The following is a 24126-nucleotide window of genomic DNA, read 5'->3' on the forward strand; positions in this document are numbered from 1 at the left end:
AAAGCGCCATGCGCTTTTCCGGGAAAACCGCTACACGCCTTTCCTGGAATTGCTTCAGACAAAGTCCTGAAGATTCACATCCCGCAGCTTGGCCCCGCCAAGCAGCGCCCCGACCAGCTGGTGCTTGAGGGCAACGCACTGCGAGCGGGCACGTTTCACGATGCCGGGAACGTCGCTCTTTTCGCAGGCCTGCAGCAATTGCTTCTGCTGTTCGATGATCAGCGGCATGAAATCGCGCGACTTGAAGCCGAGATGGAGCGCCCGTTCCGACTGGTCGAGGATCTGGCTGAGCAGCTGCGCCAGCCGCAAGTTCTCGGAAAGCTCGGCGATCGCCAAGCGGAAGGCACGATCGGCCGCAAGGAATGCAACAGGGCTGCGCAGCGTCTCCGGCTTCAGCACCTTTCTGGCGGCCAGCCTGATCTCGTCCAGCCCGCGCTCCGTGATGCCCGTGGTGGCAACCCGGAACACTTCCGGCTCGACAAGGCCGCGCACGTCGAAGATCTCGTTGACGTCGCGTAGGGTTAGCGTGGTGATGACATAGCCGCGACGCGGCTCGCTCCTGACCAGGCCCTCCTGCATGAGCCTGGCAAGCGCGGAGCGGATCGTCGCCTTCTTGATGCCGTAGCGCGCCTCGATCTGCTTTTCGGTCAGGGCTTCACCGGGCAACAGGACGCAAGCGACGATATCGCTCTTCAGCTGTTCGTAGGCCTGTTCGCTGCGCAGCACATCCGCCGTTGACAACGCCGGCGTCCCACCCGGGGACGCGGCCGATTTCGATGGCGTGGCTTTTGTCGGCTCCATGCTTCTCCCGCTTCGCATCGGCCTTGACATTGGCCATCTTAGCTATGCTAACTGAGCATCTCAGTCAGGAGCTGTGGCATGCCTCTATCCGCCGACTCCCCTCTCTACCCCGCGATCAGGGATATCGTCAACGCGGCGGCTGGCGCCAATCCTTTCGAGGACGTCAAGGCCGTGCTGAACGGCTATACCCACCGCTTCCATGCGCTCGGCGGACTGGTTCACGAGGAGGAGGACGACGAGGTTTTGCTGCATGCCAGCCCGCAGCTGACGATTTACCACATCACGCTCTCGCCCGGGGTGCAGTATCCGCCGCACAACCATCTGATGGACGCCCTGGTCGGCATCTATTGGGGCGGCGAGACCAATTTCATCTACCCACTCGCCGGCCAAAAGGTCGACGAGCCGGAGCGGCAGGATCTTTCAGCGCCCGCGCTGGTGCACATGTCTTCCAGCACCATTCACTCGGTCGCCAATACCGGCAGTACCCGCTCTGGCGCCCTGCACGTCTATCTCGGCGATCTGCCAGGCACCGACCGCCAATTGTGGAGCCTGGCCGACAGCCGGCCGGAACCGTTCGACAACGCCAGGTACATGGCCGGCGCATGGCCGATATAGGCCGAGCCTAGCCGCCGAGGCGCCGGCCGACAAATCGGCTCGACGCCGTCTCCGCCATGGCGTCGGCAAGCTCCAGGCCCCATTGCCGGCGACAGTAGGCGCGGAAATCGAAGCAAGGCAGGCCCGGGCAGACCTCGAATTCGATCAGGTGAACCGTGTCGTCAGCCTCGACGCGCAGGTCGATGGAAAACACGTCGCGCAGGCCGAGCCCGGCGATCAGCTGCCCGGCGATTGCCCTGATCCTGGCGTCTGCGACCGGCTGGACATCGGCGACCGCGACGAGCCCCGGTTCGGCATAAACTCCTGCCGCCTTAGCCGCCTCGCCGGTTTCGCCGTAGAGCGCCATACTGTCCGCCATGGTCTGGAAATCCGCGCCGGAATCGACAAAGACGGTGCCGAGCGCCTCGACACCGGTTCGCGGCGTCAGCGCGAGAAAGCTGGCGCGCACATTGCGGCCGGCGACATAGGGCTGGACGACGACATCGTCGCGATAGGCGGCGAAGACGCGCCGGCTAAGCTCGAGCGCATGGGCCAGCTCATGGCACCGGGAATCCGGCCAGATGCCGATCTTGGCGCCAAGCCGGTTGGGCTTGACGAACCAGCCACCGGCGGAGGCGGGCGGCTCGACCAGCCATTTGCCGTCGCGGGCGAGGCCAGCCTGCGGCGCCGGCAGGCCGAGCGCGCCAAGCACGGCGCCGGAGCGGAACTTGTCCTGGCAGAGCGCGAACAGGGAATCATCGGCTCCGATCGTCCGCAACCCCTTGAGCCGGGCCAGCACCGGCGCCGCGCCGCCACGGAAATACGCGACGCCGTCGGACAGCGTCCAGACCAGCGTGCTCTCCGCATCCGCACCCTCCAGCGCCTCGGCGGCATCGTCGAGCGCCACCGGCGCGAAGGCGAGACCCCGCGCCTGGCAGGCGGCGGCGAGTGCCGCGAATTCGGGGGCGATGTCCGTCGACTGCGCGAGGTAGGATGAGATTTCGGTGGCGCGCTGCAATGCGAAGCCGTCGGCGACCAGCCGGTCGAAGCAGGCCTTTTCGGGCTCGTAGACAAGGATCAGCTTCGGATTGTGCTTTGACATGATGGTGCGGGATTCCAGCGGTGCGATGGCTTGGAGCGCGTCGCGTCGAAACGACATGCATTACCACCACACGGCGCCGGCCGTCGGCTTTCGCGAAACCGACCGTGCCGGGCGGTTGCGTGACAACGCCCGGCGAAAACAATCAGCTGCCGCGGGAGTTCAGGCGATCAGCACGCGCGGTTCGAACCGGCCGTTGACGGGGATGTCGATGAGGAAGGTCATGCCCGCCTGCGGGTCGAGCTTGCGCTGCTTGTCGTCCTTGCCCTTCCAGGCCGAGGTCACCGCCAGCCGGTCGGCCTTGGACCCGACAAAGGCCGGGCAGGAGGCCTGCGTCGCCGGCATGGGAATTTCGCGCAGCAATGCGCCATCGGGCGAATAGGCCTTAACCGCCTTGCCGCCCCAGACGGCATTCCACAGCACGCCATCGCGGTCGACGACGGAGCCGTCGACATAGCCCTTCGACGAGCGATGGTCGACGAACACTTTCGACTCGCCAACCGGCAGGCCTGTGACCGGATCGCAGGCGACGCGCATCAACAGACCGGTCGCGGTGTCGGTGTAGTAGGCGATCGTCCCGTCCTTGGAAAAGCAGATCGAGTTCGACACGGTGATGTCCGAAAACAGGCGGCGCAGTTCGCCCTTGAAGAACCAGTAGATCGAGCCCGCGCCCTTGCTCTCGTCCTTGGCCATCGTGCCAACCCAAAAGGCCCCGCAGGGATGGACGCGGGAATCGTTGGAGCGGGTGAGCGGGTTGTCGGCTTCGATGGGCGTGTGCAGCGCCATCGTGCCGGTCGCGACATCGCGGACAAAGAGCCCGGTCTCGGTGGCGATCAGCTGACGTTGGTCGTCGATAATGGCGATGGCGCTGGCCATCAGGCCAAGCTCATGGATCTTCAGCACGCCCGTGAGCGGCTTTTCCAGAAGCTGGCCGTTGACGATGTCGAACCAGAACAGCGCATCGGCAGCGGGATCGTAGCTCGGCCCTTCGCCGAGCTGGCAGATGTGATCGGAAAAAATCGAAACCGCGCTCATCATGCGTCTCCGAACACCGCATCCCAGGCCGCAACGGCGGCGTGCGCACGAGCCGCGACGTCGTCGACGCTCATGCCCGGTTTGAACAGGCTGGAGCCCAGGCCGAAGACCGTGACGCCCACCGCCTTGTAGCCGGCAAAGTCCTTCTCCGAAACGCCGCCGACGGCGCCGACCAGGGTCCGCGCCGGCAGCACCGCCCGAATGGCGGAAATGCCCGATGCGCCGAGCGCGCTCGCCGGAAAGAATTTCAGGGCCGAAGCGCCCAGCCGGATCGCCTGAAAAGCTTCCGTCGGTGTGAACACGCCGGGCATGGTCACCATGCCGTAGTGCATGGCGCGCGCCATCACATCGGCATCGATGTTGGGGCTGACCAGCAGCCGCCCACCGGCCTGGTGCAAGCCGTCGACATCGGTCGCCGTCAGCACCGTGCCGGCGCCGATCAAGGCTGTTTTCGGCAGCACCTGGACAATCCTGGCGATCGACGAGAATGGCTGGGGCGAGTTGAGGGGCACTTCGATGGCCTCGATGCCGGCGTCGAACAGCGCCTGCCCCATGGCTATCGCCTCGGCGGGTTTCAGGCCACGCAGGATGGCGACCAGCCCGCGCTTGAGTTTTGGAAAGGCTGCGGTCTCGGTCATGCCAAGGCTCCGGTTCTGGCGATCATGCCGTTTTCGCGCGCGGCTTCGATGAGGCCGGCGCGCACCGCTTCATCCGCGTCGACGGTGCGGACGGCAAGCCCTGCAAGGCCGAGTGCAGCCTGGTAGAGCACAGCGAGGGCGCCCGAGGCAATCAGCACGACCGGCGCATCGCCCGCGCCATAGCGGCGCTTGGCCGAGGCGATCTCGCCGCCGATCAGAAGGCCGGACAGACAGGCCGCCGCATCTTCCGCCTTCAGGTCCTGCAGGAGCCCGGCGGCGCGGATGGCAAACAGCTTCGAGGTGACGTCGCCGCCCTCGCCGAGCGCGCGTCCGCACCACTGCCGGAAGAACGGATTGTCCGCAGCGACGGGAGCCGGATGCTCGCCCAGCGAATGCTTGAGGATGGAATGCGCGGCCAGCACCGAGAACAATTCGCCGGTCGGCCAGGTGCCGAAGCCGGCAACCGCGCCGTCCTCGACCAGCACCCATTTCGAATGGGTGCCGGGCATGCAGGCAAGATGCCGCCCCCTTGCCGGCAAACCGGCGCCAGCCAATTGTGTTTCCTCACCGCGCATGACATCGGGCGCATCGGCCAGGCGCTGGGCGAGGCCCGGCACGATGCGGATGTCGCGTTTTCGATCAGCCACGCGGGCAGCGCCACCGAGGATGGCGCCGATGGGCGCCGGCACGCTCACATAGGGCGCCTCGATCCAGCCCTGACGAGAGCCGGCCATGCCGCAGATAATGACGGGCAGTGTTTCCGGCGCGCCGATCGCGGCCAGGTGGCCTTCCAGCACGTTGGAGAACCCCTTCTCGCGCGCGGTGATCAGGCCATCATCGCCGCGGCGCTCGGCAAGCACCTTGCCGCCGCCGTCGATCAGCCATGCGCGCAGCCGCGTCGTGCCCCAGTCGAGCGCGGCTACCGCCGGCGCATCGCCGGCAAATTCCGGGCTCACAGAAAACCTCCGTCGACGATCAGCATCTGCGCGGTCAGCATGCGCGAGGCGTCCGAGGCCAGGAACAGCACCGTTCCGACCATGTCGTCCGGGCGCATGACCTCCTTGATGCATTGCTTGGCGACATGGGCTGCAAGTGCCCCTTCGGTCACCCAGCGTTCCTGCTGGCGTTCGGTGATCACCCAGCCGGGCGCGACGGCGTTGACGCGGATGCGGTCGGGCCCGAGCTTGCCGGCCAGCCCTTTGGTGAGGCCGAGTATGCCCGCCTTGGCGGCGGTATAGGCCGGCATGTCGGGATGGTTGATGAGGTAGGATGTCGAGGTGAAGTTGATGATGGAGCCGCCGCCGGCCCGCTTCATTCCCGGCGCCACCGCCTGCGCGGTGAAGAAATGTGGTCTGAGGTTGATCGCCTGGTTGTTGTCCCAGAACTCCACCGTCACGTCCTCGACGGCGTGGCGCTCGTCCCAGGCGGCATTGTTGATCAGCACGGTGACATCGCCATGCGCCTCCGCTGCCTTGGCCGCCGAGGCGCGCAGCGCCGCGATGTCGCGTAGGTCGGTCTTGAGATAGAGCGGCCGGCGGCCGAATTCCTTCTCGATGCGGTCGGCAAGCAGCGTGCTCGGCCCCTCTGCAATGTCGATGAAGGCGACATTGGCGCCCTGGCGCACGAAACCCTCGGTCAGCGCCGCGCCGATCCCGGAACCGCCGCCGGTGATCAACACCGAGGCGCCCTTGAGGTCGGCAAAATCCGCCGATGGCATCATATTCTTCTCTCCCGGCGCATGACCCCGAAATCGGATTCGATTTTCGGACAGGGATCAGGCGCAAACATAAGTTGCGACAGCGGCTTTGCGCGTCCACAGGCGCGCGCGCTGTACGCGTGAACGGCGCGCATCCTAGCCACGCAAGTCGCGCGGGCAAGGGTGAAACGTCGGATTTGCAGGCTTATGTCAGACAAAACGACAATGCGCACTCGGCGCATTGTCGCGATAGCGCACAGCCCAGGGATCGCCGGTCAGATCGCCTTGGCGCGCAGGGCGCCACGGAAGGAATCGCGGAGATAGCCGAGCGTGGCGTCGGCATCGGCCGGCCTGCCGAACAGATAGCCCTGCCCGCCGGCGCAGCCGAACTGGACCAGGCGATCGGCCTGCGCTTCCTCTTCTATGCCTTCGGCGACCACATCCATGCCAAGCCCTTCGCACATGGCGAGAATGGCGCGGATGATGTGTTCGGACGGGCGGTCGTCGAGAATGGAGGAGACGAAGGCGCGATCGATCTTGAGCTTGTCGAAATGGAATTCGCGCAGGCGGCCGAGCGAGGACTGGCCGGTGCCGAAATCGTCGAGCGAAACGCGGATGCCGACGCGCCGCAAATCCTCGACGATCTGCGCCGCCGAGGCCGGGTCGTTCATCAGGCCGGTCTCGGTGATCTCGATCTCGAGGCGGCGCGGATCGAAGCCGGTGCGGTCGAGGATCGCCAATATGTGCAGGCCGGTGTTCTGGTCGACCAGCTGCGAGGGCGACAGGTTGAAGGAGAGGAACAGGTCGCTCGGCCAGTTCCTGGCCGCCTCGGTCGCCTTGCGCAGCACGAGCTGCGACAGCGGACCGATGATGCCGCGTTCCTCGGCGATGGGGATGAAGACCGTCGGCGGCACGGCACCGAGGTCACGATCGGTCCAGCGCGCCAGCGTCTCGAAGCCGATGGTTCGGCGCGTCGTGAGGTCGACGATCGGCTGGAAATGCGGCTCCACCTCGCCGGCCGAGACGGCGCGGCGCAGCGCCTGTTCGATGCGGGTGACGCGCTTGGCCGCCTCTTCCATCTCACGGGTGTAGACGACGACGCGGCCACGGCCGGAGCGCTTGGCGTGGTAGAGCGCCGTCTCGGCCTTGTTGATGAGGATCTCGGTGGTCTCGTCGCCGGAATAGAACAGCGAGCAGCCGACCGAGGCCGACAGCCTGGCGGTGCGTTCGCCGACATCGTAGGGCGCCGACAGGATCTCGATCAGCATGCGGGACTTTTCCGCCGCCGCTTCCTCGGAGAACACCAGCGGATAGAGGAAGGCGAATTCGTCGGCGCCGATGCGACAGACCGTCGAATGGCCGTCCATCGAGGCGCGTAGCCGCATCGCGACCTGGATCAGGATATCGTCGCCGGCCTTGTGGCCGAACAGATCGTTGATCGGCTTGAAGCCGTCGAGGTCGAGAATGCCGACGGTGAAAGGCGCGGGATCATCGGCACGGTCGCTGATCAGGCGATCGGCCTTGTCGAAGAAGCGGCGATGGTTGCCAAGCCCGGTCAACGGATCGGTGAAGGCCAGATCCGTGCTCTCCCTGTTTGCCTGACCGGTGCCAAACGGAGTTTGCATCGGTGTCCCTGTTTTTGACGTCGGAATTTATGTCGGAGACTGGCAGCAAACCCTTTAGGAAACGTATCTCGAAAATCGATTTTTTCCGCGCCGGACATGATCCGGAGAAGCGGCGTCCGGTTTTCCCGGCGATCTTGCCACGGCAAAGGGCCGGATGCCCGGCGAAAGCCGGCTAAACCGAGCCTCAAACCTTTGTTTTCGCGCTGATTTTCAGCCTCCGAGCTTGACGCGATAGAGCTCGAGCTCGGCCCCGACTGTCCCCGCCACCGGCTCCAGCCAGTCCGGCACGTTGCCGCGGGTCAGCCCGGCCAGAAAGCCGTTCGGCGCCCTGCCGACGAGCAGGCGGGTTTCCGGGTTGCCGCGGCAGAGCGCGACAAGCCCGACATGGTGGCTTTCGACCACCGACCTGGCGTCGGCGTCCGATCCGAGGAACGTATCGAGTGCAAGCAGGTTTCCGGCGACGTTGCGATGATACGGCCCGGCGAACACGCGATGTCCGGAATAGGCCAGGATGGGCGAGCCAAGATTGGAAATGGCGAGCACGGTGGTGTCCGGCAGCTGGCTGAGCGCTACGAACGAGGTCTTGCCCTGGCAGTTCCCATTGACACTGGCGCCATCGACGGCCGCAGCGGTTCCGAAGGCGGTTGATGCAGCCACGGCTGCACAGGCCCAGAGTGCGTTGACCGAGACCAGCCAGGCCGCGGCCAGCTTGAGCGCGGGGCCGCGCGACGGGCTGGCTTCGGCCCGCAGCCGCCATTTGGCGATCCAGGCACAAAGCGGGATGACGGCCAAGGCAATGGAGAAGGTCGAGCCGCGCACTTGCCAGGCGCTGACCAGGAACGCCACCACCAGCAGCGCGCCAACGAGGCTGTCCTGCCGCCGCGAGCCGCCGCGGCCGAGCCCAAGCGCCATCAGCATGATCGCCAGCAGTGGCGTGGCAAAACGCTCCACCACCGCGACCCGATTGTAGATGACGAGCTTGTACAGCGACTGCGCCTCTTCGATGTTGTCGAGCCACAATTCCCTGAGGCGCGGATCGAGGTTCGCATAGGGGGCCGCCAGGCATTGCGGGAAAAGCGACACCACGACAGCGCCCATCGCTACGGCAAGCAGGCCGAGTGCCACGAGACGCCGGCCGAGCGTGGCTTTGGCCATATCGAGCGATGCCAAGGCGGCGAGGCCGCATCCGGCGAGAGCGGCCACCACGAACTGCACTGTCGAAAAGGCATCGCATTGCGGCTGGCCCCACGCGGATGGGGCGATGGTGGTGACGAAGACCAGCGCTGAAACGCCGGCAAAGCCAAGCCCGAAATCCCTGGCGATCCGCCCCTCACCGCCGGGGTCGGCGACAAACAGCAGGGCAATGCACGCGCCGATGGTGCCGACGTAGGGCGCCGTTTCCATGCCGACGGCGAGCATCAGCGCCGCGCACAAGCCCGCGAGCAGCGCGGCCCAGCGCTGCACGGGTGCATCGAGCAGCAGGCTCAGGCAGGCCATGGTCAGCGTCAGCTGGACGTTGTGATGATCGAGCGAGCCGGGCGAAAAGATGCCGATGAAGTGCAGCGCCGCGGCGCCGATGACCACGGCCGGCAGCACGGCGGCGGCACCGGCGAAACTGCGCGCAGCGCGGGCGGTAAAGAGCAAGGCGAGGTAGAAGAGCAGCGCCGGCCAGAGCACCTCGGCGATGGTCTCGGCCATGGCGACGCTGCCGGTCAGCGCCGAGGCTGCGAGAACGATGACGGCGAGCGGCGCGTCGACCAGCCGCGACCAGTGCATGACGAAGCCCCCTTCGAGGCCCATCCGGTACTGATGCAGGTCGAACCAGCCCTGGCCGGCCAGCATGTCGCGAACCTCGACCAGACGCAGCAGATTGTCATTGTCGCCACCGGCGTCGGTCAAGTCACGGAATCCGCTGAGAGCGCTGACGACAACCATCACCAGCGTCGCGACGAGCACGAGCGCGAGGTCGTTGCGTCGCGACGGAAGTGGCGTGGCCTCGACAGGGATCATAATATCGACAGGAGTCACGGGACGGCCTCTGGGCGCTCTTTTCGTGCCGGAAGTTATCGCGAACTCACTGCGCAAATCTTAAAACCGGCCTTGCACTTCGTCGCATCGCGTCGTCGCGCCGCGTCGAATGCCTTCACGCGGCTCTCTGGTCGTCGCGAAACACCCAGAGCGATGAGAGCACATAGCTCGCGGCGCTTGCGGCGACCGTGATAATGGCTGACATGATCACCGGCGAGGCAGAAAATATCGACACCGCGACATGGGCGGACAGGCCTGCAAACGCCGCGCAGACCAGCTGGGTGGCGAGATACCGTGGCAGCGCATGGGCGTGGTCGTGGCGTCCCTCGAACGTCCAGCCACGCTGTGCCGAATACGCCACGACAAAGGCCAGCATGTAGGCGATGACGCTTCCGACGAAAGGCGGCAAGCCGGCCGACACCAAGGCCCATGACAGTACGAAGAGCAGCAGCGCCGCGCCAATGCCGACGACGACAAATCGTACAAGCCGTACGGCGGCGAATTTTCGTAGAAGCCGGCTCATTTTTCGGCCGTCGCGGCGGCTTCACCCGATCCGCCGGGCTGGCCGGCTTTCAGCCGCTTGACCGGGATCTCCAGGACGCCGAGCAGGAATGCCGAAAAGAAGGCCTGGAAGGAAATGACGATCAGGCTCAGGCCCAGCACGACGATGCGCGGGATTTCTGAATCGTTCAGCGGGCCGAAGCCAAGATGCGCCCAGCGCAGCACCGCATAGCCGACGAACAGCACGCCGCCGGCAAAGCAGATGCCGGCATTGGCGGCAAGACGGTCGGTGCTGATGGTCCTTCTCAGCCAGTCGGACCCACGGCTGCGCGGCAGAATACCGGTGATCTCGGCATAGTATCGCGATATGGCGCCGAAGGTGATGAGCTGGATGCCGGTGATGATCATGAAGCAGGCGGCGACGAACGTGTTGAGGTCGAGCGAAAGATTGTCGATCACCCGCAGCGGCCCAAACACCAGCAGGGCGGCGAACAGCATGCCCAGGCCGCACAGCGCCGCGCCCGGGATGAAGAACATCCAGCGCGGATTGTAGACGAGCAGGAATTTGAGATGCCGCCAGCCGTCGCGCCAGGTCCTGAGATGCGGGGGCCGGCTGCGGCCGTCGGGCTTCAGCGTGGTCGGCACTTCCTCGATGCGCAACCCGGCAAGCGCGCTGCGCACAACCATTTCGCTGGCGAATTCCATGCCCGTCGTCTGCAGGTCGAGCTTACGGATGCTCTCGGCGTTGAAGCCGCGCAGGCCGCAGTGGAAGTCCCCGGTCTTGATGCGGAAAAACAGGCGGCCGACGAAGCTCAGCACCGGATTGCCGAGATAGCGATGCAGCGGCGGCATGGCGCCGGTTTCGATGCCGCCCTGGAAGCGATTGCCCATGACCAGGTCGGCGCCGCCGCGCAGGCGCGTCATGAACGCATCCAGCGCGCCGAAATCGTAGCTGTCGTCGGCATCGCCCATGATGATGAAGCGCCCCCTGGCGGCGGCGATGCCGCCCAGAAGGGCCGCGCCATAGCCCTTCTGCGCCACCGGGACGACACGGGCGCCGCCCTGGGCCGCGATCTCCTGCGAACCATCGGTGCTGCCATTGTCTGCGATCAGCACCTCGCCCAGGATGCCGGCCTTGTCGAGGAAGGCCCTGGCCTTGCCGATGCAAACGGCCAGCGTCTCGGCCTCGTTGAGGCACGGCATCAGGATGGTGAGTTCAAGCTGTTTGGTCGCGGCGGCGCGGATGGCGGTGAGCGCGTTCATGGTCGTTGTTCCATCGAGGACCCCCAGCCGGCGCCTGCCGTTGGGGTATTCGAGGCCTATTCTTGTACGGCAAGGCTTAAGAAAACGATGACACGGCCCATAGGCTTGTCGCGATCGGGCTGGCGAGGATCGTGTCCTGCTGTTGCCGATCTTCAGACGTCGCGATTGGCAGAAGGCGCGGCGACCCTTATATCGCTCTCGTCGACTGCGCTGGGGACCCGCCATGAAGCTGAAAATCGCCGTCCAGATGGACCATATCTCCACCGTGTCGATCGCCGGCGACACCTCGTTCGCGCTGTCGTTGGAAGCGCAGCGGCGCGGCCATCAATTGTTCCACTACACGCCCGACCGGCTGTCGCTGCGCGACGGCAAGGTGTTCGCCCGCATCGAGGAAATGCAGGTGCGCGACGAGAAGGGCAGCCATTACTCGCTGGGCGAGAAGGTGCGCACCGACCTGTCCGAGATGGACGTCGTCCTGCTGCGTCAGGATCCGCCCTTCGACATGAACTACATCACCACCACGCATATCCTCGAGCGCATCCACCCGAAGACGCTGGTGGTCAACGACCCGGCCTGGGTGCGCAACAGCCCGGAGAAGATATTCGTCACCGAGTTTGCCGACCTGATGCCGGACACGCTGATCACCAAGGATCCGCTGGAAGTAGCTGCCTTCCGCAAGGAATTCGGCGACATCATCGTCAAGCCGCTCTACGGCAATGGCGGCGCCGGCATCTTCCATCTGCACGAGGCCGACCGCAACCTCGCCTCGCTGCTCGAAATGTTCAGCCAGCTGTTCCGCGAGCCCTATATCGTGCAGCGCTATCTCAAGGATGTGCGCAAGGGCGACAAGCGCATCATCCTGATCGACGGCGAGCCGGTCGGCGCCATCAACCGCGTGCCGGCCGAGCACGATTCCCGCTCCAACATGCATGTCGGCGGCCGCGCCGAAAAGACCGACCTGACCGAGCGCGAGCGCGAGATCTGCGCCCGCATCGGGCCGTCGCTCAGGGAACGCGGCTTCATCCTGGTCGGCATCGACGTCATCGGCGACTACATGACCGAGATCAACGTGACCTCGCCGACCGGCGTGCGCGAGGTGCAGCGCTTTGGCGGCGCCGACATCGCCAGCCTGTTCTGGGACGCGGTCGAGGGGAAGCGGGGCAGGTAAGCCGTTTTCATTTTGTCTTAACCATGTTCCGCTTTTTCAACCGGGCTCAATCCCGCTGCAACCACAGCAATTGCCTTGTTCTCGTAATGTTCTTGATTTGACCAGCAATCTGTGATTGTGTTCCTCCGGGTCCATATTCCGGGCCAATCGCAGGGTTGCGGCCCATATCCGGGGTGGGAAAATGGTGGCGCGGGTTCGCACGGTCGCTTTCCAGGGCATCGAGGCCGTGCCGGTCGACGTGCAGGTGATGATCGCGCCGGGCAAGGTCGGCATGCAGATCGTTGGGCTGCCCGACAAGGCGGTGGCCGAGAGCCGCGAGCGGGTGCAGGCGGCGCTCCATGCGTCGGGCCTGTCGATGCCGTCGAAGAAGGTGACGGTCAATCTGGCGCCGGCCGACCTGCCCAAGGAAGGCAGCCACTACGATTTGCCGATCGCGCTTGGCCTGATGGCCGCGCTTGGCGCCATTCCGGGCGACATGCTGGCCGGTTATGTCGTGCTTGGCGAATTGTCGCTCGACGGCACCATTGCAGCCGTCGCCGGTGCCCTGCCAGCGGCGATCGGCGCCAATGCCGAGGGCAAGGGCCTGATCTGTCCGTTCGCCTGCGGGCCTGAGGCGGCGTGGGCCGGCAAGGATTTCGACATTCTGGCGCCGCTTAGCCTGATCGCCATCGCCAATCATTTCCGTGGTACGCAGGTGCTGTCGCGGCCGGAGGCCGGCATCCACGCCTCGGCGCGCGACCTGCCCGACCTTGCCGACATCAAGGGCCAGGAGACGGCCAAACGGGCGCTGGAAGTGGCGGCGGCCGGTGGGCATAATCTGTTGATGGTCGGCCCGCCGGGCTCGGGAAAGTCGATGCTGGCGCAGCGGCTGCCGTCGATCCTGCCGCCGCTGGCGCCGAAGGAATTGCTCGAAGTCTCGATGATCGCCTCGGTGGCGGGCGAACTCGGCGAAGGCAAGCTGACCGACCGGCGGCCGTTCCGCGCCCCCCACCATTCGGCCTCGATGGCGGCGATGGTCGGCGGCGGGCTGCGCGCACGGCCGGGCGAAGTCTCGCTCGCCCATCACGGCGTGCTGTTCCTCGACGAGTTCCCCGAATTCACGCCGCAGACGCTCGATGCGCTGCGCCAGCCTCTGGAGACGGGCGACTGCATGATCGCGCGCGCCAACCATCGCGTCACCTATCCGGCGCGCATCCAGCTGGTGGCGGCGATGAACCCGTGCCGCTGCGGCATGGCCGGCGAGCCGGGCTATCGCTGCCTGCGCGGCGAGCGCTGCCGCACCGATTACCAGGCACGCATTTCCGGTCCGCTGCTCGACCGCATCGACCTGCGGATCGAGGTGCCGGCGGTCTCGGCCAGCGACCTGATAAGGCCTGACCGGGCGGAGAAAAGTGCTGATGTGGCGCTGCGCGTCGCGCGCGCCCGCACCCTGCAGCGCGAGCGTTTCGAACGGCTCGGCGTGACCGGCGCCACCACCAACGCCCATTGCGCGCCGGCTGTCATCGAAGACATCGCCATGCCCGACGCAGCCGGCCTGTCGCTGCTCAAGGACGCCAGCGAGAAGCTCGCCTTTTCGGCGCGGGCCTATCACCGCGTGCTGAAGGTGGCGCGCACGCTGGCCGATCTCGACGCCAGCGAAACCGTCGGCCGCATCCATCTGGCCGAGGCGATCTCCTATCGCATGAGTTCGGAGCGCTTGGCGCAGGCGGCGTAGGCGAAGGGCCTCTGGAGCTACGCCTGGTCCTTTTCCCCGGGCCGATCCGTCTTTGCCCGGATCAATCGGTCGCGGGGATCAACTTCTGAAGCGTTGGCGTCAGGATCATGCCAAAGGTCAAGACATCGCCATAGGCTCGCGCGGAAAGCATTGCGCCATGCACGGTCGCCATGAAGGCCTCGGCCTCAACGCGTGGCAAAGCAGAAATTGCCAGCGTGCCTTTTTCGGCACCGCGCTCGATGACACCCGTCAGCCATCCCGAGAGAAACTGAAAATACGCCCGGACTCCCACGGCAACCTCCGGCGGAAGGGCCGGCAGCTCGCTGGCAAGCAGCGCGCAGACGCAGAACGGCATGCTCGCATCCTCGATGCATCGGGACCAGATGCCGGCATAGGTTCGAAGCAACTCCGGCGGCTCGGGGACATCGCGTTCGAGCCCTGCCATGCCCGTGACGGCATCCTCGAGGTAACGCTTGAGAAGGGTCTGCACGAGGTCGACCTTGCTCGGGAAATGGTGATGGATGCTGGCTTTGCGGATGCCAACCACCTCAGCGATATCGGCGTAGCTGAAGCCATTGTAGCCGCCGGCGACGATGAAGCTTCGCGCGGCGGCCAGGATCTCATCGGCAGTGTTCGAAGGCTTGCTCATGACGTGCTCCGGCGGAGGGCTCCTCTGTCCTTAGAGAGTTTCGCCGTTTCATGGAAACGGCCAACCGCTCCAAGTCTTTGCTTTGACGGAATTCCGGACGGAGTCTACCGCGAAGTCGCGAGCCCAGCGGCTCACGCTTTTTCTGGAATTCCGGCTTGCGAGCGCGACGACTTTCGAAGGACGTCACTGACCGACAGCCATAGAGCGGACACGAGGAAGTAGAAGGCACCGAATGCGGCATAGGGCGCAACATTGGCGATGCCGATGATCCCGGTGCCGCCTGCCATCTTGACGAAGAAGAGACCTGCCAGCCCCGATTGGGCGCCGCTCAGGATCATCGGCCATTGCGCACCGGTGGTTTTCCAGCGCCGCGCCGCGGTCAGGAGCTGAAACACGCCGGAGACAACGGCCCAGACGCCGTAGACCGACAGCACCGCGTTCATGCTGTGACCGAGCGCGATGGCGACCGCAATCGTGGCGACGATGCTGATGGCAAAGTTCAGCAATTGCGACTTGTTGCGACCGAGCCCGCCGGTGCGCCGGGCGTCGATGTAATTCGCGAGCGCGTCCCATGCAGGGTAGGAAACCAGCATGGCGGCGGCGAGCGGCGGGCTGCTCTTCGCTACGGTGAAAGCCGCCGCAACCCAGGCCGCCGATACGGCAAACCGCATGTAGTAATACTTTTTGAGCCAGCCGTTTGATGACGGGCTCTGATCATTCATTTGTCCAGGCATGATGGGGGACCTTCCGTTTCAATTGCCTACCAACTAGTAGGTAGTTCGTCTACGGTCAAGGCTTCCAGAGCCGATCGCCGATCACCTTGACATCTCTTTTGTGTGATCGGCGCGCTCACCTGCGCCCTTGCAGGGCAAGAATTAAAGGGGCTTCTTTAGACGCGTTTTCGGCTTGCTCGAGGGCAGCCTTCAATGGGACGCACGCTCGCCGACGCCATCGAAACCGTCGGCCACATCCACCCCGCCAAGGCGGTTTCCTATCGCATGAGTTCAGAGCGCGTGGCGCAGGCGGGCGTTGGCGCTTGGGGCCAACCCTGCCTTTCAGGCCGTGTCGCGCGCCTTCAGCTCCAGCCGCCGCGCGTGCAGCACCGGCTCTGTATAGCCGTTGGGCTGGCTGGTGCCCTTGAACACCAGGTCGCAGGCGGCCTGAAAGGCGATCGACTGGTCGAAGTCGGGGGCCATCGGCCGGTAAAGCGGGTCGCCGACATTCTGGCGGTCGACGATCGCCGCCATGCGCTGCAGCGAATCGCGCACCTGGATTTCCGAGCACACTTTGTGGCGCAGCCAGTTGGCGATGTGCTGCGAAGAGATGCGCAGCGTGGCGCGGTCTTCCATCAGGCCGACATCGTTGATGTCGGGCACTTTCGAGCAGCCGACGCCCTGGTCGATCCAGCGCACGACATAACCCAGAATGCCTTGCGCGTTGTTGTCGACCTCGCGCTGGATCTCGTCCGGCGTCCAGTTCGGCCGTACCGCGACCGGCACCGACAGGATGTCGTCGAGCCTGGCCTTCGGCCGGTTCTTCAGCGCCGCCTGCACGGCATGCACGTCGACCTTGTGGTAATGCGTGGCGTGCAGGGTAGCGGCCGTCGGCGAGGGCACCCAGGCGGTGTTGGCGCCGGCCCTGGGGTGGGCGATCTTCTGTTCCAGCATCGCCGCCATCAGGTCCGGCATCGCCCACATGCCCTTGCCGATCTGGGCATGGCCGGCGAGCCCGCATTCGAGCCCGGTGTCGACATTCCACGCCTCATAGGCGGAAATCCAGGCGGCCTGCTTCATGTCGCCCTTGCGGATCATCGGGCCGGCTTCCATCGAGGTGTGGATCTCGTCGCCGGTGCGGTCGAGGAAGCCGGTGTTGATGAACACCACGCGTTCCCGAGCGGCGCGGATCGCCTCCTTGAGGTTGACGGTGGTGCGCCGCTCCTCGTCCATGATGCCCATCTTGATGGTGTTCCTGGCCATGCCGAGCAGCGCCTCGACCCTGTCGAAGATCTTGACGGCGAAGGCGACTTCCTCCGGCCCGTGCATCTTGGGCTTCACCACATACATCGAGCCGGCGCGGGAATTGGCGCGGCGGCCCTTCGGCCCGACATCGTGCAGCGCGATCAGTGCCGTCAGCGCGGCGTCCATGATGCCTTCGGGCACTTCGCTGCCGTCGCGGTCGGTGATCGCCGGATTGGTCATCAGGTGGCCGACATTCCTGACCAGCATCAGCGAGCGGCCGGGCAAGGTAAGCTGGCCGCCAGCCGGCGCGGTGTAGGCGCGGTCGGGATTGAGCTTGCGCACGAAACTCCGGCCGCCCTTGACGATCTCTTCGGCGAGATCGCCCTTCATCAGGCCGAGCCAGTTGCGGTAGACGACGACCTTGTCCTGCGCATCCACCGCCGCGACCGAATCCTCGCAGTCCTGGATGGTCGTCAACGCCGATTCCAGGATGACATCGGCGATGCCGGCCGGGTCGGTGCGGCCGATCTGGTTGCCGCGGTCGACGACGATCTCGACATGCAGCCCGTTCTTCGCCAGCAGCACGGCATCAGGGTTGGCGGCATCGCCGCGATAGCCGGCGAATTGCCTGGGGTCGGCGAGCGTCGTGTCGCCGGCACCCTCGCCGAGCTTCAGCGCGCCATGCGCCACCGACAGCCCATTGACGCCGGCCCATTTGCCTGACGTCAGCGGCGCCGACTGGTCGAGAAAATCCTTGGCCCAGGCGATGACCCTGGCGCCGCGCGCCGGATTGAAGCCTTTGCCCTTTTCCGCGCCGCCGGTCTCGGGAATGGCATCGGTACCGTAGAGCGCATCGTAGAGCGAACCCCAGCGCGCGTTGGCGGCATTGAGCGCATAGCGCGCGTTCATCACGGGAACGACCAGCTGCGGACCGGCGACGACGGCGATTTCCGGATCGACATCCTCCGTCGACACGCTGAAGGCCGGCCCCTCGGGAACGAGATAGCCGATCTCTTTCAGGAAGCCCTTGTAAGCCTCCATGTCGACCGGCGCGCCATTGTCGCGATACCAGCCGTCGAGCTTCTCCTGCATGGCGTCGCGTTTTTTGAGCAGCGCGCGGTTCTTCGGCGCGAGGTCGTGGACGATGGTCGAAAAACCATTCCAGAACGCATCGGCGGCGATGCCGGTGCCGGGCAGGGCCTCGCCAGCCACAAAATCATGCAGCTCGCGGGCAATCCGCAATCCGGCGATCTCGATGCGATCGGTCATCAGCTTGTCTCCAGACGAAAGGCTCGGGCGCCTTTGGCATGTCAGGTTTGCAGGGTCAATTCGGCTTAAGGTGAAGGGGCCATTTAGGCAAGGTTGGCGACGAGAGCGTCCTTCACCCCGTATAAGGGGGGGGATGGCGGCAGCCAGGGGCGGCGCGGCGTTGGCCGAACGGACGGCACAGTGAAATTTCGTTGGCGCTGCCCTCATCCGCCCTTCGGGCACCTTCTCCCCGTGAACGGGGAGAAGGAAGAAGGCTACACCGCGATCCTTGGCCGTCCCGAGGCCACCGCCACGACATGCGCCTCGATGAACATGCGCTGGGCTTCCACCGTGGAAACCTTGAATTCTGTCGCGACGTCGATCTCGGCGCTGTCGGTGCCGGCGTCCCGGGCGCGCTCGGCGACAATCGCCCGCACATCGGCCTCGGCGGCCGCGATCGCCGCCGCCTCATCGAGGAAATCACGCACCGCCTCACCCGAGGCAAGCCGGAACAGCCCTTCCCTGGGCTGGCTGACCCGCGCCTCGGCCGAGACCCTGACCTGGCCGACGACGGCACCAAGCGCGTTGGCGACATCGGTGTCCTCGGGCACCACGCAGTCATTGCCGACCAGAGGCGCCAGGCCGGCATAATGCAGCGGCGCCGAGGCACCGAGGCCGATGACCGGGCGGTCGAGCGCGACACTCAGCCGGGCGATGCCGGGATGGGCATCGACGGCGCGCTGCACCAGCGCATGTGCCACTGTCGCCGCGCCATCGAGCCCGTCCTCGGCGAAGGCGGTTTCGAGGATGTATTCGGCCGACCAGCGCGTCAGCGTCACCAGCACGCGCTCCGAGATTATCTCCGGCGACCCGGCAATCGGCTGGCCGCGGCCGTCGCGCTTGCGGGCGAACAGCTCGGCGCCGAGGCGCGCGGTGGCGGCATCCCAATTGGCCTGTTTGCCCAGCACATGCGCTGCGTCCGACGGGGTGAAGCCTGAGATATGCACCAGCCCGCGCGAGACCAGCCGGTTCAAGGTGGCGTTCTGGGCATTCGACGTCAGCAGCCTGTCAAGGGCCAGCGGGATCGCGCCGATCGCCTCGTAGAGGCGCGCTTCCGGAGCGGTCAGCCCGGCGGCAAGCCTGTCCGGCACGCCGGTACGCACCGCGAAGCGGCCGTCCATGCGGCCGGGATTGGGCGAACGCAGCTGGCGTTCGAGTTCTGATCTGACGGCCTCGCCATGCGCCATGCCGGCCAGCGCCAGCGGCACAAGGCGGCGCGGCCCAAGCTGGATTTTTGGATTGAGCGCGCCGTCCTCCAGCGCCACTTCGGAATCGCCGCCGAGGCCGAACGTGCGCATGGCGACCGCCTCGACCATGGTGCGGAAGCCTCCGACGGTGGCGCCTTCGGGATCTAGGCGCGGCCGGCCCTTGTCGAGCACGGCGACGTCGGTGGTGGTGCCGCCAATGTCGGAGACCACGGCATTGTCGAGCCCGGTCATGTGGCGGGCACCGACCAGGCTGGCCGCCGGACCGGAGAGGATGGTCTCGATCGGCCGCTGGCGGGCGAATGCCGCCGAGACCAATGCGCCGTCGCCGCGCACCACCATCAGGGGGGCGGCGATGTTGCGGGCTTGCAAAAACCCTTCGGTCGCGGCGACCAGCCGGTCGATCATCGAAATCAGCCTGGCGTTGAGCAGCGTCGTCAGCGCCCGGCGTGGGCCGCCAAGCTTGGCCGACAGTTCGTGGCTCGCGGTGACCGGCAGGCCGGTTCTGTCGCGGATCAGTTCGCGGGCGGCGATCTCATGCGCCGGGTTGCGGGTGGCGAAATAGGCGCACACGGCAAAGCCGGACACCGAGGCGCCGAGTTCCGGCAAGGCCTCTTCCAGGCCTGACAAATCAAGCTTGGCGGCATTGCCATGGACGTCGTGGCCGCCCGGGCAAAACACCACCGGATCGGTGCCGAGCGCGGTCTTCAGCCCGTCGCGGGCGAGGTCGGCTTCGGAAAATCCGATCATGACGAGCGCGACGCGGCCACCCTGGCCCTCGACCAGCGCATTGGTGGCAAGCGTCGTCGACATCGAGACCAGTTTGATCGCAGCCGGATCGGTACCGGCCTTTTCGAGCACCGCGTCGACAGCGCCGGAAATGCCGACGGCGAGATCATGCCTGGTGGTCAGCGCCTTGGCCTTGGCCAGCACCTTGCCCTTGTTCGGTCCGTGCTGCGGACCTTCGGTCTCGGACCACAGCACGGCATCGGTATACGTGCCGCCGGTGTCGATGCCGAGGAACAGGGGGCTTGGCTTGGTCTTGGCGGTCATTGGCAGTCCGGGCGGTGGGGAATTTTGCTTCTCCGCCCTTAGCCTATCGCGGCCGGCCGATAAAGCTGCGAGCGCTGGGCCAACACGCGAAGACCGCCATAGGAGCGTCGGGTCGTCCCCGGGAAGAGACCGGCCACCTTGATCGCAACGCCAGGGACCATCCGGCAGGATACCCCCTATTTGGCCGTGACAATGCCCTTCATCGAGCTGTGGATCGCACAATGGAATGGATGTGCACCGGCAGCCGATACCTTGACCTTGGCGCTCTTGCCGGTGGCGAGATGGCCCGTGTCGAAGGAGCCATCGAGCGCGGTGGCGGTGTGCGTCATCGAGTCGGCATTGGTAAAAGTGATGGTATCGCCAACGGCGACCGAGATTTTCGGCGGGTTGAATTTCATGCCCTTGATCTGAACCGCATGATTGGCGGCATAGGCGGGCATGGCAAAGGCAAGCAGAGCAAGAACGAGCATGGTGCGCATGATGGATTTCCTCCTGAAGCGCTAACCCTCATCCTGCACTAACGCCGGTGAACGGCGTTTTATGCCACGAAGCCGATCTTCTTATGCGTATTGTCACAAAACGGCTTGTTGGCCGAGTGCCCGCAGCGGCACAGGAAGGTGCGTTGCGTGCGGTCGATCGTGTGGCCGGTGCCGGTGACGATCTCGACATTGCCTTCGAGCTTGAGCGGACCGTTGGTGGTCGGCGTCACCTTCAGCGGGCCATCGCGCGCTTCGAGCGCCGGCGTGTCCTTCAGCGCCGGTTCGCCAGTGGCGGTGAAGCCGGCCTTGCCGTGGCTGCCGTCGCAGAAGGGCTTGTTTTCCGAAGCCCCGCAGCGGCATAGCGTGGCGCGATGGAAGGTTTCGCCGTCGAGCACGATCTCGGCGTGCACGGCGAGCGGGCCGTTTTCGCGCAGCCGCACGGTGTTGACCACCGGCGGCCGTTCCTGCGGCCCGCCATCCTTCCTGACATAGGTGATGGCGCCGGACGGGCAGCTTTCGGCGATGGCGACGATCTTCTCGACACTGGCCGCGTCGGGATGGATCCATTGCCCCGGTGCGTTGGGCTCGAAGACATGCGGGTCGCCGAGCACGCAATTGCGCGAGTGGATGCAGCGCTTGCCGGCAAAGCCGACGTCGATCTTCCCGCCCTCGACCGTGCCTGCCATTGCCGTGCTCCTCTTGCCACCGCGCGCCGCGGCTGAACGGACGCGGCGCGCTTTGGGCATCAGGCTATGGCTCCCATGGGGAAGACCGTCAAGCTGGCAAACCGGTCAGGGGACGAGATTGATCTCCTCGGTCTCGCCGCCGCTGCAGGTGTAGCAGCAATCCTCGCATTTTTCCTTGTTACCGGGGCCGACGCCCCAATAGGTGCCCTCGTCGCCATCGACCCAGGCGCCGTAGCAGATCGATTCGCCTTCGTTGCAGGAGATCGGCAGCGACTTGGTCTCGCCGTCGTCGAGATAGAAGTCCTTGCCGTTGCCCGGCCAGACATAGTCGCGATCCTGGCTATAGAGCTCAAGGCGCATGGCGTTGGGATGGCTGTTCTTGACGGCGAAGGTGACGTCGCCGGCATGGGCGGCGGGTGCAAACAGGACGGCGAGAGAAAACGCGGTGGCAAGCCCGCGCGCTGGTATGAAAGACATGGAAACCCCCGATGAAGAATCGGCCCCGCGGCCGATGGGGTCATCATGCCATGACAGGGGCCGGTGCTAAAGGGATGATAACGGCAATCCCTAATATAATCGCACGCGCCAGCCGACGAACCGGGGTCATTGCGCCCTTCACCTATCGTTGCCAGAAGGGCAGCTTGGCGATCTCTTCCTCGGCTTGCCGCCTGGTCAAACCGATATCGTCGATCAGATGCGGACCGGTTTCCGAGATCCGCTTGAGGTCCCAGCGAAAGCGCCTCCGTTCGCGCCAGGCCGCGATGGCGTTCCGCAAGGTGGAAAGGCCATGGCGCCGGCGCGATGCCTGCCCCACACACATTCCCCGCTGCACTGCCTGATGGGGAGCCGATGCAAGAATATTGGCCATGTCAACCTCCGTATGGTTTGGCGCCCACAGGTTTGAGAATGGGCGGCCTTCGAGCTGAACGAGGTTGAATTCTGCAGGATATGGTGGGCGCCGTAATTAAGCCCTGCCAAATAGTTCTCAAAAGTTCCAAACAGGCCCTAACGCGTTGTTTTGGCATCATTCCCTGGGGAAGAGCGGTGCGCTTTTCGCGTTGAAACCGCTCACATTTTTCCCGGAATTGCTCTATAGATGCGCCTATGCAGGGATCGCGCTTTGCCTTTGGTCCGTTCGTGCTAGATCCGGGTGCGGGAACGCTGCTTCGGAACGACGATCCCGTTGCGGTCGGCTATCGCGGGCTGAAATTGCTTGCCGCGCTCGTCGGACGGCCCGGCGAAATCCTGGAGAAAGCCGAGCTGATGGACGCGGCGTGGCCGGGGACGGCGGTCGAGGAAGGCAACCTCACCGGCCAGATCGCGCAGCTGCGCAAGCTGCTTGGCCCTCCCGCCGATGGCGGCGAATGGATATCGACGGTTCCGCGCGTCGGCTACCGCTTCACGGGCGCCATCGAACAGCTTGACCGGGCGAAGCGTAAACCCTTGCCGCTGCCCGACAAGCCATCGATAGCGGTGCTGCCTTTCGTCAATCTCAGCACCGACCCCGAGCAGGAGGCCTTCGCCGACGGGTTGACCGAAGATTTGATCACCGACCTGTCCAGGGCCCCGGGCCTGTTCGTCATCGCGCGCAACTCGACCTTTGCCTACAAGGGCAAGGCGATGGACGTGCGCGCGATCGCCGAGGAACTTGGCGTGCGCTACCTCCTGGAAGGCAGCGCCAGACGCGCCGCGGGGCGCGTGCGCATCAACGCCCAGTTGGTCGACGCGATAAGCGGCGAGCATCTGTGGGCCGAACGCTTCGATCGCGGCCTGGACGATATCTTTGCCGTTCAGGACGAGGCCACGGCCAAGATCGTGGAGGCCCTGCTCGGACGGCTGCGAGCGGCGCCGCCACGCAACCGGCCAACAAATCTCGAGGCCTACGATCTGTGCGTGCGCGCGCGCAAGCTGATCGACGAATCACCCCAGACGGCACGGGAAGCGCATCTGCTGCTGACGCGCGCTGTGTCCCTCGATCCAGACTATGCCGAAGCCCATCGCTGGCTTGCCATGAACCATTGGATGGGATGGGTGCATTGGGGCGAGCCGGTCGAACCCAACCGTCGCATCGCGCTGGAACTGGCGCGCAGGGCGGTGGCGATCGATCCCAATGATGCCGGCTGCCGTTGGGTGCTCGGCAATCTGCTCGCCTATGAGCACAGTTTCGAAGAGTCGGAAACCGAATTCGCCAAGGCGTTCGAACTCGACCCGAACGAGGCCGACGCCTGGGCGACCTTGTCCGACATCGCGGTGCTGGCCGGACGGGTCGAGGAAGGCCTCGAGCATATCCGCAAGGCGTTCCGGCTCAATCCCTATCCGGCAAGCTGGTACTATCTGACGCTCGGCGAGGCGCAATATGCGGCGCGCGACTACGAAGCCGCCGTCGAGACCTTGCGTCGGGAAGAGACCTACCGGACGAGCTCACGCCGCTTCCTGGCGGCGAGCCTGGCGCAACTCGGACGGCTCGACGAGGCGCGCGCCGAAGTCGAATTGTTCCTCATCGGCAACCCGCACTTCACGACCAGCTACTGGGTGTGGACGGAGCCCTTCCGCGACGGCGCGATGCGCGATCACTTCGTCGATGGTTTCCGCAAGGCCGGTCTTCCGGACTGACGTGACCTCCTGC

The 24126-nt window shown here is 65.4% G+C and carries 22 protein-coding genes; 4 read left to right on the forward strand and 18 right to left on the reverse strand.

Features of this window, described 5'->3' with window-relative positions; translation table 11 throughout:
- Positions 1–54: 54 nt before the first annotated feature.
- Positions 55–741 (reverse strand): GntR family transcriptional regulator, encoded by a 687-nt coding sequence (locus tag C1D09_RS09730; RefSeq protein WP_246135694.1) that lies wholly within the window; start codon positions 739–741, stop codon positions 55–57.
- 138 nt (positions 742–879) lie between these two features.
- On the opposite strand from C1D09_RS09730, the gene C1D09_RS09735 reads away from it, so the two are divergent.
- Positions 880–1416, forward strand: coding sequence for an autotransporter (locus C1D09_RS09735; RefSeq protein WP_143974058.1), 537 nt, complete (start codon positions 880–882; stop codon positions 1414–1416).
- Between the two features lie 7 nt (positions 1417–1423).
- On the opposite strand, the gene C1D09_RS09740 is transcribed toward C1D09_RS09735, so the two are convergent.
- The 9 genes from C1D09_RS09740 to C1D09_RS09780 form a co-directional block, all read right to left on the reverse strand.
- A complete protein-coding gene (locus C1D09_RS09740) occupies positions 1424–2497 on the reverse strand; it encodes a D-alanine--D-alanine ligase family protein (RefSeq protein WP_143974112.1) in 1074 nt (357 codons plus the stop codon).
- Between the two features lie 159 nt (positions 2498–2656).
- The gene (locus C1D09_RS09745; RefSeq protein WP_425463410.1) at positions 2657–3529 is read right to left on the reverse strand and encodes an SMP-30/gluconolactonase/LRE family protein; all 873 of its coding nucleotides are present in this window, start codon (positions 3527–3529) and stop codon (positions 2657–2659) included.
- Positions 3529–4167, reverse strand: coding sequence for a 2-dehydro-3-deoxy-6-phosphogalactonate aldolase (locus C1D09_RS09750; protein WP_143974060.1), 639 nt, complete (start codon positions 4165–4167; stop codon positions 3529–3531). The genes C1D09_RS09745 and C1D09_RS09750 overlap by 1 nt, the downstream gene beginning before the upstream one ends.
- Positions 4164–5123, reverse strand: a complete 960-nt coding sequence (locus C1D09_RS09755; RefSeq protein ID WP_143974061.1) for a 2-dehydro-3-deoxygalactonokinase — start codon at positions 5121–5123, stop codon at positions 4164–4166. The genes C1D09_RS09750 and C1D09_RS09755 overlap by 4 nt, the downstream gene beginning before the upstream one ends.
- Positions 5120–5887: an SDR family NAD(P)-dependent oxidoreductase gene (locus tag C1D09_RS09760; protein ID WP_143974062.1), complete on the reverse strand. Its 768-nt coding sequence runs from the start codon at positions 5885–5887 to the stop codon at positions 5120–5122. The genes C1D09_RS09755 and C1D09_RS09760 overlap by 4 nt, the downstream gene beginning before the upstream one ends.
- 251 nt (positions 5888–6138) lie before the next feature.
- Entirely contained in the window at positions 6139–7488 is a 1350-nt protein-coding gene (locus tag C1D09_RS09765) for a putative bifunctional diguanylate cyclase/phosphodiesterase (protein ID WP_143974063.1), read from the reverse strand.
- Positions 7489–7698: 210 nt separating this feature from the next.
- Positions 7699–9516 (reverse strand): GtrA family protein, encoded by a 1818-nt coding sequence (locus C1D09_RS09770; protein ID WP_143974064.1) that lies wholly within the window; start codon positions 9514–9516, stop codon positions 7699–7701.
- Positions 9517–9631: 115 nt separating this feature from the next.
- Positions 9632–10039, reverse strand: coding sequence for a GtrA family protein (locus C1D09_RS09775; RefSeq protein ID WP_143974065.1), 408 nt, complete (start codon positions 10037–10039; stop codon positions 9632–9634).
- Positions 10036–11280: a glycosyltransferase family 2 protein gene (locus C1D09_RS09780; RefSeq protein WP_143974066.1), complete on the reverse strand. Its 1245-nt coding sequence runs from the start codon at positions 11278–11280 to the stop codon at positions 10036–10038. The genes C1D09_RS09775 and C1D09_RS09780 overlap by 4 nt, the downstream gene beginning before the upstream one ends.
- Before the next feature lie 223 nt (positions 11281–11503).
- On the opposite strand from C1D09_RS09780, the gene gshB reads away from it, so the two are divergent.
- Positions 11504–12448, forward strand: coding sequence for a glutathione synthase (gene gshB, locus C1D09_RS09785; RefSeq protein WP_143974067.1), 945 nt, complete (start codon positions 11504–11506; stop codon positions 12446–12448).
- Between the two features lie 181 nt (positions 12449–12629).
- A complete protein-coding gene (locus C1D09_RS09790) occupies positions 12630–14162 on the forward strand; it encodes a YifB family Mg chelatase-like AAA ATPase (protein ID WP_143974068.1) in 1533 nt (510 codons plus the stop codon).
- 61 nt (positions 14163–14223) lie between these two features.
- Here the strand turns inward: C1D09_RS09790 and C1D09_RS09795 are convergent, their stop codons facing one another.
- From C1D09_RS09795 to C1D09_RS09830, 8 genes are all read right to left on the reverse strand, one after another.
- Positions 14224–14811 (reverse strand): TetR/AcrR family transcriptional regulator, encoded by a 588-nt coding sequence (locus C1D09_RS09795; RefSeq protein WP_143974069.1) that lies wholly within the window; start codon positions 14809–14811, stop codon positions 14224–14226.
- A 131-nt stretch (positions 14812–14942) separates the two neighbouring features.
- The gene (locus tag C1D09_RS09800) at positions 14943–15545 is read right to left on the reverse strand and encodes a DUF308 domain-containing protein (RefSeq protein ID WP_143974070.1); all 603 of its coding nucleotides are present in this window, start codon (positions 15543–15545) and stop codon (positions 14943–14945) included.
- A 321-nt stretch (positions 15546–15866) separates the two neighbouring features.
- On the reverse strand, positions 15867–18038 hold the full coding sequence (locus C1D09_RS09805; protein ID WP_143974071.1) for a malate synthase G: 2172 nt from the start codon (positions 18036–18038) through the stop codon (positions 15867–15869).
- 254 nt (positions 18039–18292) lie between these two features.
- On the reverse strand, positions 18293–20335 hold the full coding sequence (locus tag C1D09_RS09810; protein ID WP_143974072.1) for a hydantoinase/oxoprolinase family protein: 2043 nt from the start codon (positions 20333–20335) through the stop codon (positions 18293–18295).
- Positions 20336–20511: 176 nt separating this feature from the next.
- Positions 20512–20814, reverse strand: a complete 303-nt coding sequence (locus tag C1D09_RS09815) for a cupredoxin domain-containing protein (RefSeq protein ID WP_143974073.1) — start codon at positions 20812–20814, stop codon at positions 20512–20514.
- Between the two features lie 59 nt (positions 20815–20873).
- Complete coding sequence (locus C1D09_RS09820) at positions 20874–21500, reverse strand: CDGSH iron-sulfur domain-containing protein (RefSeq protein ID WP_143974074.1); 627 nt, start codon at positions 21498–21500, stop codon at positions 20874–20876.
- A gap of 105 nt (positions 21501–21605) precedes the next feature.
- Positions 21606–21977: a hypothetical protein gene (locus C1D09_RS09825; protein ID WP_143974075.1), complete on the reverse strand. Its 372-nt coding sequence runs from the start codon at positions 21975–21977 to the stop codon at positions 21606–21608.
- Positions 21978–22119: 142 nt separating this feature from the next.
- Positions 22120–22368, reverse strand: a complete 249-nt coding sequence (locus tag C1D09_RS09830) for a DUF1127 domain-containing protein (RefSeq protein WP_143974076.1) — start codon at positions 22366–22368, stop codon at positions 22120–22122.
- Between the two features lie 236 nt (positions 22369–22604).
- Here C1D09_RS09830 and C1D09_RS09835 point away from each other — a divergent pair, with 236 nt between their 5' ends.
- Positions 22605–24113 (forward strand): winged helix-turn-helix domain-containing tetratricopeptide repeat protein, encoded by a 1509-nt coding sequence (locus C1D09_RS09835; RefSeq protein WP_143974077.1) that lies wholly within the window; start codon positions 22605–22607, stop codon positions 24111–24113.
- The last annotated feature ends 13 nt before the right edge of the window (positions 24114–24126 follow it).

This window comes from Mesorhizobium intechi (genome assembly GCF_002879535.1).
GTDB lineage: Bacteria > Pseudomonadota > Alphaproteobacteria > Rhizobiales > Rhizobiaceae > Mesorhizobium > Mesorhizobium intechi.